This window comes from uncultured Veillonella sp. (assembly GCF_963534045.1).
Lineage (GTDB): Bacteria > Bacillota > Negativicutes > Veillonellales > Veillonellaceae > Veillonella.
The window spans coordinates 20,131-30,205 of record NZ_CAUSQT010000008.1; the positions used below are offsets into that span (position 1 = coordinate 20,131).

7 protein-coding genes are annotated in these 10,075 nt (G+C 38.9%); 2 read left to right on the forward strand and 5 right to left on the reverse strand.

The genetic code is table 11. The annotated features are described in order from the left end of the window. Positions 1-5: 5 nt before the first annotated feature. Both RYP29_RS02910 and RYP29_RS02915 read right to left on the reverse strand, forming a co-directional pair. The gene (locus tag RYP29_RS02910) at positions 6-2,021 is read right to left on the reverse strand and encodes a ComEC/Rec2 family competence protein (RefSeq protein WP_311532156.1); all 2,016 of its coding nucleotides are present in this window, start codon (positions 2,019-2,021) and stop codon (positions 6-8) included. Between the two features lie 136 nt (positions 2,022-2,157). Beyond that, positions 2,158-2,787, reverse strand: a complete 630-nt coding sequence (locus RYP29_RS02915; RefSeq protein WP_311532158.1) for a ComEA family DNA-binding protein — start codon at positions 2,785-2,787, stop codon at positions 2,158-2,160. A gap of 152 nt (positions 2,788-2,939) precedes the next feature. Between RYP29_RS02915 and RYP29_RS02920 the strand changes: the two genes are divergently transcribed. Then, on the forward strand, positions 2,940-4,169 hold the full coding sequence (locus tag RYP29_RS02920) for an aminopeptidase (RefSeq protein WP_311532160.1): 1,230 nt from the start codon (positions 2,940-2,942) through the stop codon (positions 4,167-4,169). Positions 4,170-4,292: 123 nt separating this feature from the next. Here RYP29_RS02920 and RYP29_RS02925 read toward each other — a convergent pair whose 3' ends face one another. The 3 genes from RYP29_RS02925 to RYP29_RS02935 all read right to left on the reverse strand — a co-directional run bounded on the left by RYP29_RS02925 (position 4,293) and on the right by RYP29_RS02935 (position 9,024). Beyond that, the gene (locus tag RYP29_RS02925; protein ID WP_311532161.1) at positions 4,293-4,772 is read right to left on the reverse strand and encodes a dCMP deaminase family protein; all 480 of its coding nucleotides are present in this window, start codon (positions 4,770-4,772) and stop codon (positions 4,293-4,295) included. Between the two features lie 83 nt (positions 4,773-4,855). Continuing rightward, a complete protein-coding gene (gene leuS, locus RYP29_RS02930) occupies positions 4,856-7,324 on the reverse strand; it encodes a leucine--tRNA ligase (protein WP_311532163.1) in 2,469 nt (822 codons plus the stop codon). 80 nt (positions 7,325-7,404) lie between these two features. Next, positions 7,405-9,024 carry a glycosyl hydrolase family 18 protein gene (locus RYP29_RS02935; RefSeq protein ID WP_311532164.1) on the reverse strand — a complete coding sequence of 540 codons (1,620 nt, stop codon included), beginning with the start codon at positions 9,022-9,024 and terminating at the stop codon, positions 7,405-7,407. Positions 9,025-9,155: 131 nt separating this feature from the next. On the opposite strand from RYP29_RS02935, the gene lgt reads away from it, so the two are divergent. Beyond that, a complete protein-coding gene (lgt, locus tag RYP29_RS02940) occupies positions 9,156-9,983 on the forward strand; it encodes a prolipoprotein diacylglyceryl transferase (RefSeq protein WP_118353167.1) in 828 nt (275 codons plus the stop codon). Positions 9,984-10,075: the final 92 nt, after the last annotated feature.

Genomic DNA, 10,075 nt, shown 5'->3' on the forward strand with positions numbered 1-10,075 from the left:
TCCTTTCATAATCGATAGTCCGGAATATATTGATAGCCCCATAAATGAACATGTTCTGCGTCGGGATCAATGTCTCGCATCGCTCCTCGAGGCATGCTAACAAGCACAGGATAATTCGAATGTAATACTACAATTTGATTCACCATATACGACTGAGAGGTAATCAAAATAGTGTTCCTCATATCATTTAATTGTAGTTTTTTTTCACCATTTTGTCTATTATAGACCATCACAGACGATATATCATTTTTGTATAAAACAGTATTTTTGCCCGTCGATTGAAATCGTTGAACATGAGTATTTTTTAATGGAATACCAAAACTTTGGAGTCCATTTCTTACGCGAATTTCACTAGCTTTCATAGGAATAGCATCAGGCGTATCAATATATACCATAGCCATTTTTTCATAAGGCTTAACAATGAGGAATGCATTTGACTGTTTCATAGGTACAATATGCAAAATCGTTTCATTCCTATATAAGATGCCACTATAAGCAATAGCAATTATACCGATTCCCATAAGAACAATTCCTTTTGTGAAAGTTCTAAATCTAAGCTTGAATGAGACTAGATTAATATATAGTAATCCCACACATCCATAGTATAACACCCCTAATGTGGCAGAAATGGTACCTATCCACCATAAACATATAGAACTGTTAGCGAGATGCGCATTTACATATAAACAGATAGTTAATATCCAGTCGATTACGTTCCAAACCATACCTATTGGGATAAGTAAGGATATTATGGTACAACCAAATAACATAACAATAGCTATATCAAGTAAAGGTGTAATAATAATAGCTGCCAAAAGACTTGCTAAACTTAAATAGTGAAAATAATAGAGCTGGAACGGTATCAATAAAAGCTGTGCACTGATGCAGAGTACTAGTGGAGCTTTCACAATCGGTGGCAATACTGTAATCCATCGATATAATGGCATGCCAAATAATAAGAGCCCATAGGTAGCTCCAAAGGATAGTTGAAAGCTCACGTCTAATATAAGTAACGGATCATATAGTAAAAATAGTATAGCCGTCACTGCTAATCCTTGCTTCGCCGTATACATACGGCCCTTTAAATAGGCTAAAGCAAGCCAAATCCCCATTATGGTAGAACGCACAACAGGTGCACTGAAACCAACCACTATACAATAAAAGATAGATAGTATAATACCACCCATCATAGCATAACGTTTCCTGATACGACATACTCTGCATAGGCCATATACGATAGAAAATAACAGTGCAATATGGGAACCCGATATAGATAAAATATGAATGATACCAGTGTAGCCAAATTGACGTAGCACATCTTGACCTAATTCTCCATAATGGCCTCCTAATACTAATGAAATTCCAAGCCATTTGGTTGTATCTGATAGATACTGCTCCATCAATACTTCAACAGCACTACGCATGGAATCAATTATGTGAAGACACCGTTGATAATAACCGATATAAGAATCTATCTTATACTGTTTAAGAGAATCTAAGTCCATTACCTTATAGGTACCATCAAATATGGCCCCCATATCTTCATTACGAATTGCCTTATTTCGCTTATCAATAGTGCCTCTCTCTTCTGTCAAATAGAGAGATCTAGGCGTACCATGAACGATAATCGAATCCCCCATATGAAGATGTGTAGAATTTTCTTGTATTGTTACTCTAATATGCCCATCGGCCTTAATATGCACGCCTTTTGCCGTATCCTTGTGTGGCACTAACCCTAACAATATAGCACTAAATGATCTATATTCTTTCCCATCAATCACTTTTAAATCTACCGGAGAATCAATGAGTAGTGCATATTCGCCTTCTTGTGATAAAAAGAATTTAGTGTGCCCTACATACTGATTAATTTGATGGTTTACATGTAAAAATGATATGCCACCTAATGCACAAGAGACGATGCAGGTTACAACTATATATTTAATTGACAAAGACGGTTGTAACCTATAGCGAACCACAGCTTTAACCAATGTATATAGTAGATAGCCAGCAGCACCAAACATACAATACCAACTCGTATCGAGCAATACATAATGCGTGCTATAGGCACATAAAATGCCTAGTGTGATACCACTTAGAATATAATGGGCTATCTCCGAATAGGTGATCAGCATATTTAGTGTCAAATAAATAGGTAAATTAGACTGTAATTTTATCGCGTATCTTCTTAAATAATCCATCGCCGATACCTTTGACGTGCTTGATATCCTCTATAGATGTAAAAGCGCCCTTACTTTGACGATACTCTTCAATCCGTTTTGCCATGGTTGGCCCAATTCCAGGCAGTGAATCGAGTTCTTTAACGGTAGCCGTGTTAATATTAATCTTTTGATTTCGTAATAATGATTCAGGATTCCCGTGAAAGTTAAATTTGATGTGAATATGTTGTCCGCCTGTCACAGTCTCTGCTAAATTGATGGACTCTATATCTCCATATGGTAGTGCACCTCCAGCCCCTTTTATAACATCGCCAATGGTCGAGCTAGATGCCACCTTATAAAGTCCTGGTGATTGAATAGCACCCGTCACATACACAATAGCATCTGTACCTTCAGTATGTTGTTCAGATTGAGCTACACCATTATTAGCATGAATAGAATTACTTTCATAATGATTATTGCTATTCACGTCTGACGTATTAGCCGCTAATACAGACGAATCTGGCATTGTGGTGCTTCCTTCTGTTATAATAGGCCATAGGAAATAAATTCCTACTAAAATACACAGGATTATTACAATCCACTTATGTGACATAATAAGTTGTTTCATGTGGTCACCTCCTACTACTAGAGTTTCCATATGCAACAAAAAACTCCTATATGTGACTCTATTAGTCACATAAGCAGGAGTTTTCAAAATTATATCGAATTAAAGGAATATACTTTACCGGTATGTCCTATTACTATGTTAAGGAGTCTATAATGAATCAAGAATTATTACGTAAATACGCCCGTACTTTATTGCAGTCTGGCGTTAATTTACAAGAAAAGCAAACACTCATCGTATCTGTTGATGTAGACAATAAAGATTTTGCAGTCATTGTTACGGAAGAAGCCTATCAATTGGGTGCCAAAGAGGTTATCATCAATTGGCGTCATACCCCAATTACACGACAACGCTTATTACATGCTGATGCATCGGTTCTAGAAACACCGGCTAAATGGATTCCTGTATATTACGAGCAATATGTAGAGGAAAAAGCTGCCTTTTTATCACTTATCAGTGCCAACCCAAAGGCGTTAGCAGGAATTCCTACAGAGCGCATTAGCCTAAACTCACGCAATCTCAACAAGGTCCTATCCTTCTACCATACAGCCATCATGAACTCATCCGTAACATGGTGTGTAGCCGCTGTACCAACAGTGCTTTGGGCTGAACTTCTTGGCTATGAAGGATCAGATGAAGAAAAACTTAACCAACTCTGGCTTACATTACTAAAGTTATGTCGTCTCAATGATGTAGAGGCAAAAGAAACATATGCGCATCACATGGCTAAGCTACGCCATCGTCGCGAAGCATTAAACGCTCTTGATTTGAAAGCATTGCGATACACCTGTGAAAATGGCACAGATTTACTTCTCGAATTACCAGAAGACCATATTTGGCAAGGTGGCGAAGAGTTCTCCAAAGAGGAGATCAAATTTAATGCCAATATACCTACAGAAGAGGTGTTCTGTGCACCCCAATGGAATGGTGTAAATGGTAAAGTAGTTAGTACAAAACCACTTATCTACCAAGGCAATCCTATTTCTAACTTCTCCTTTACCTTTGAAAACGGTAAAATTGTTGATTACACGGCTGAAGAAGGGTTAGATATTCTTAAAGAACTCATCGAAACAGACGAAGGATCTCAATATCTTGGTGAAGTAGCCCTCGTGGATCACTATAGCCCTATTAGCCAATCCAATAGAATTTACTATGAAACATTATTTGACGAAAATGCATCCTGCCATTTAGCAATCGGTGCAGCCTATCCAACATGTTTAAAAAATAGCGATGATTTATCGGAAGAAGAACTCAAAGCACGTGGTCTCAACCACTCCCTCGCTCATGTGGACTTTATGATTGGTCACGAAAACATGAATATTAAAGGCATTACCATTGACGGCCAACAAGTAGATATCATGATCGATGGCCGCTTATTGGTATAACACACAACATATAAAAGGGATGGTACATCCTCCGTAAGCTCCACCGGCCGGGTCTGACTCCGGCCTTCGGCCTCCGCAGGGCCAAAGTCGCTTTCGAAGGATACACCATCCCTCTTTTATCTATTATAGTGTTATTTCCAATACGCGGCCCGTCGATTGATATTCAATAATATCGACACCGGCCGTCTTTAGCATACGTTTTGAAGCCTTAACCTCTTTAGTATCTTTGTACAAATCATCACGATAGATAACGGCCTTTATGCCGCTTTGGATAATAGCCTTTGCGCATTCATTACAAGGGAATAGTGTTACATAAATCTTAGAACCTTCTAGGGAACCACCGCGATAGTTTAGAATCGCATTTAGTTCACTATGAACGGTATAAAAATATTTATTATCATCTGCCGCATCCCGTTCCCACGTAAAATCATCATCACTACAGTTTAAGGGCATGCCATTATAACCGATGGATAAGATTTTATTATCATTGCTGACGATACAGGCCCCCACTTGTGTATTAGGATCTTTGGATCGTTGAGCAGCCAAAATAGCAACGCCCATAAAGTATTCATCCCAAGAAATATAATCGCTACGTTTTGCCATAATAACCTCTCTAGACAATAAAGCCCCCTTCTACCTATGTAGTTGGGGGCTTTCATTATATTAACAAATCATATATAGAAATATTATTTTACAACGATATTCACAAGTTTACCTGGTACGTAGATAACCTTAACGATTTGTTTACCTTCTGTAAATTCTTGAACACGGCTGGATTCTTTAGCCAATGCTTCCAATTCTTCTTTCGTAATATTCACAGAAACAGTTAATTTATCGCGAACCTTACCATTAACTTGAAGAACCACTTCTACTTCGTCTACTTTAAGAGCAGATTCTTCGTATGTTGGCCAGTTCATAGTATGAACAGATTCAGTTTCGCCAAGCTCATGCCACAATTCTTCTGTAATATGTGGCACGAATGGAGCTAATAACAACACGAGATTATGTGTTAACTCATTAGCAAGATCAGCATTTACGGATTCTGCTTTGTCCTTGTGTGCATACATAGCATTAACAAGTTCCATAATCGCACTAATTGCCGTATTAAAGTTGAAGTTATTATCTAAATCTTCAGTAACCTTTTTGATAACACGGTGTAATTCACGGCGTAATGCCACTTCATCTTTTGTAAGGTCACCCGTATGATTTTCTTTTGCTGCTTGGTCATACGCATCAACAATACGCCATACACGACCTAAGAAACGATAGGAACCTTCAACACCTTGGTCACTCCAATCAAGATCGCGGTCAACTGGTGCTGCGAACAAGATGAATAAGCGCGCTGTATCAGCACCGTACTTATTGATGATTTCTTCTGGAGAAACCACATTGCCTTTAGATTTAGACATCTTGCTGCCTTCTTTAAGTACCATACCTTGTGTCAAAAGACCACGGAATGGTTCGTTAGCTTCGATGAGGCCTAAATCATGGATAACTTTCACAAAGAAACGAGAGTATAACAAGTGCAAGATAGCATGTTCAATACCACCGATGTATTGGTCAACGTTCATCCAGTAATTAGCAATTTTGGAATCGAATGGTGCTTTATCGTTCAATGCGTCAGTGTAACGCAAGAAATACCAAGATGAATCGATGAATGTATCCATAGTATCTGTTTCACGACGCGCAGGGCCACCACATTTAGGGCATGTAGCGTTCATGAAAGCTTCGGATGTTGCCAATGGGGATACAGCACCGGATTCAAATTTAACATCTTCAGGAAGACGTACAGGCAATTCTTCTTCTGGTACGAGTTGTTCACCACATTTATCGCAATATACAACAGGAATTGGCACGCCCCAATAACGTTGGCGAGAGATAAGCCAATCGCGAAGACGGAAATTAGTTTTACCTTCACCGATACCGCGTTCGTGAAGTGCAGCCGTAATATTTTTACGAGCCTCTTCAGATGTTTGACCATCAAATTCACCAGAATTAATCAACACGCCATCTTCGTGATCAGATTCTTCCCATGTATCGAAATTGTAGTTTTCACCATTGTGCGAAACAACAGGTTTAATAGGCAAATCGTATTTATGAGCAAATTCCCAGTCCCGTTCGTCATGAGCAGGAGAACCCATAACGGCACCAGTACCATAATCTACGAGAACATAGTTAGCAATCCAAATAGGCACTTGTTCACCAGACATAGGATTTACCGCATAGGAACCGGTAAACATGCCTTCCTTAGGTGCTTCTGTAGACGTGCGGTCGATGTCGCTCATGTTGCGCATACGCGTAATAAAAGCATCTAAATCAGTTTTGTTAGGTGCATTTTCAATTAAACGTTCTACATATGGATGTTCAGGAGCCAATACAACGTAACTTACGCCGTAGATTGTATCTACACGAGTCGTATATACGGAAATGCGTTCGTTAATGGATGGCACATCAAAAGAGAATTCTGTACCTTCAGAGCGACCGATCCAATTCTTTTGCATCAATTTAACGCGTTGAGGCCAACCATCGAGTGTATCGAGGTCATCTAACAAGCGATCTGCATATTCAGTGATACGGAGGAACCATTGAGATAAATCTTTTTTCTCTACAGGATTATCACAACGCCAGCAAAGGCCATCAATAACTTGTTCGTTAGCTAATACAGTGTGGCATGTTTCACACCAGTTAACCTTTGCTTCTTTTTTATAAGCTAAACCTTTTTTATAGAATTGTTCGAAGAACCATTGTGTCCATTTATAGTAATCTTCTTTACATGTGGCAACTTCACGGTCCCAATCATAGGAAAGGCCCAATGCTTTTTGTTGCTTTTTCATGTTCTCAATATTATCAAGAGTCCATGTTTTAGGTGCAATACCATGTTTAATAGCTGCATTTTCTGCAGGCATACCAAAGGAATCCCAGCCCATTGGATGCAATACGTTAAAACCATTCATTTTCTTAAAACGCGCTACTACGTCGCCGATGGAATAGTTGCGCACATGGCCCATATGCAAATTGCCAGATGGATATGGGAACATTTCTAATGCATAGTATTTCTCTTTACTTTCGTCATATTCAGTTTTAAAAGTATGGTTCTCATCCCAGTACTTTTGCCACTTTTTCTCAATATCTTGGGCTACATATTTTTCGTTCATGTAGGTGCCTCCTCAAATCTGTTTGTGATTCTAATTAATAGTATTATTGTACTACTTCGTACCATAAACCGTCAATTTATCTACTTTTTTACTACTTGAACAGCAGGAACGATAGACGCTATATCATTATCAACCTTTTGCTTTTCATTCACAGTCTTAGCATTCGCTTTTGTACGTTCTTTAGATGCTTTAGCTTCTGCTTTTGCCTTTTCTTTTGCAGCTTTAGCTTCTGCTTTTGCCTTCTCCTTAGCCGCTTTAGCTTCTGCTTTTGCCTTTTCTTTAGCTGCTTTTTCAAGAGCCTTACGTTCAGCCTTTGTTAATGGTTTTTCAACAACAGGCTTAGGAGCTTCAGCAACTGGTGCTGTGTTAGGTGTACCTTTACCTAAATCAACGCCTTGAATCATTGTAATCGTATTATCATCTTCAAAGCCTTTACGCCATGCAGCAAAGCCGGCCAATTGTAATTCTTTCACTAGGTTTAATTTATATCCTAAGGATTTATTATCTTCAAACCAAATCTTATCGGTACCACTAGTTGTTGGAATAGCTGCATAATAAGATTTTAACGTATCATTCCAAATAATATTCGATGCGTGATTTGTGAAATAAGATGATTCATTTTTAATGGCTAATGTTTCACCCCGTGCCACACCGCCTGATTCATGCCAAATTCTAGTGTAGAATGGAATGCCAAGAACAAGCTTATGACTTGGTACCTCTTGCAACATCTTCTCAGCATGATTGCGTACCCAAGGATAACTTGCAACCGGTCCTGCCGTAGTACTCTTGGCCCATGTTTCGTCATAAGCCATTAATACGACATAATCTACACTGTTAGCGAAGGATTTACGGTCATATACAAGAGACCAATTTGGACTATTAGAATATCCCGTTACATCTACAGAGGATTGAATATTATACTTATGTAATTCGTCAGCTAAGTATGCTACGAATCTTGTCAATTTATCACGGTCAGAATAGTCTACATTTTCAAAGTCAAAATTATATCCATCAAATCCATAAATATAAGCGTATTGAATAAGATTTTGAGCGTATTTCTTCCACACTGCTTCATCGGCTAAGATACCACTCGTAAAATCTGGATCAAAACGATTTGTAATAAGCGGCCACACATGATATCCGTTGGCCTTGTATGCTTTCACATAGTCCACATTAATATTAGGGCTAGATTCTAAGCCAAGGCTATGCAATTTGAACCAACTTGGAGAGATGATGTTATCTCCGCTGACATTCAATTTTTTTGCATACGGAGTATCTTGGTTAGGCCATGGATCAAAAGCCCAAGATAGAGGCCCTTGGACAGGTTTATTTTGCAATACTTGCATCGTCTCTGGTGCAGCGGTCAATTGAACGTGGTCACCATCCTTCGTATAAGTGACGCCTATCAACGGTGTTGCATTTTCTATATCAACATACTCGGCACCATCCCGTTTGGTAATCGGCAATTTAACGGGCTCTCCAACGGCTTTAGGATTCATCGTAATGGTTGTACCATTCAGTTCTAGCTGTGGTACATAGATTGTATAAGATGTCTTATATTGATTGGCCTCATAATTACGGTTGGTCGTATTTAAATATTGTTGTAATGGCACCAACACTTCAGCCTGTACAGTATTACCAGAAATACTAGATAATACAGCGGCTGCCAAGGTAGTGACCATAGCAAATTTACGTAACATGTATGTCTCCTATAATTTATGCTGACTAGCTTTTGTTTACATAACAATTCCTATATTATATCATACATATATCGACACTTATAATTTCTATGCTTATAAAAGCATGAACGTTTATTCATAAAGGAGTTCATATGCATCAATATCTATTTTTCATAGGCGATTTCCCGATTAGGGCCTACGGTGTCATGTTAGCACTAGCCATCATTAGCGGTGCCTCGGTAGCCTATTTCTTACTCAAAAAAGACGGTCGTGGGTGGCACGAGCACATTGTTGATTTCTCTATTACAGTCGCTATAGCAGGTCTTATCGGCGCCCGCTTATGGGATGTATTTTTCTTCGATTGGCATTACTATGGCAATCATCTCCTCGAAATTCCTTTCGTATGGCAAGGCGGCATGGCCATTCAAGGAGGCGTCGTACTCGGTACATTAGCCGGTTATTGGTATCTAAGAAAACATAATATCGATTTCTGGGCCTTTGCCGATATTTTTGCACCAGCCCTCATTTTAGCTCAATCGGTTGGGCGTATGGCTAACCTGTTTAACGGCGATGCCTTTGGTCATCCTACGGGTGGAAATTTTGGTATTCTCTATCCTGAAAGCACCCTTGCATACCGCACCTATGGTAATCAGCCATTATGGCCAGCTGAAATTTGGGAAGGCCAAATCGATATTCTAATCTTCGTGATCTTACTACTCTTTAGCTCATTCAAACATGCTAAAGGACAAGTGTTCGTTCTATACGCTATCTTGTATTCCGCAGCTCGATTCTGCTTAGAATTCTTACGCGGTGATTATGTAAACCTCACAATGGGTCTTAAATCAGCACAGATGACGAGCCTCATTGTTATGATTGTAGGTATCTGTTTATTTATCTACTTTGGTTATCTAGATAAAAAGCAACAAGATGTGGCTGAAACAGTACCAGAAGCACCACAAAAACAAAAGAAACGTAAATAATAAAATCCTTCATTCACGGATACACAACATCCATGAATGAAGGATTTTTTATATCTATTCAATTATTCTAACGATAGACCATGAGCGACAAG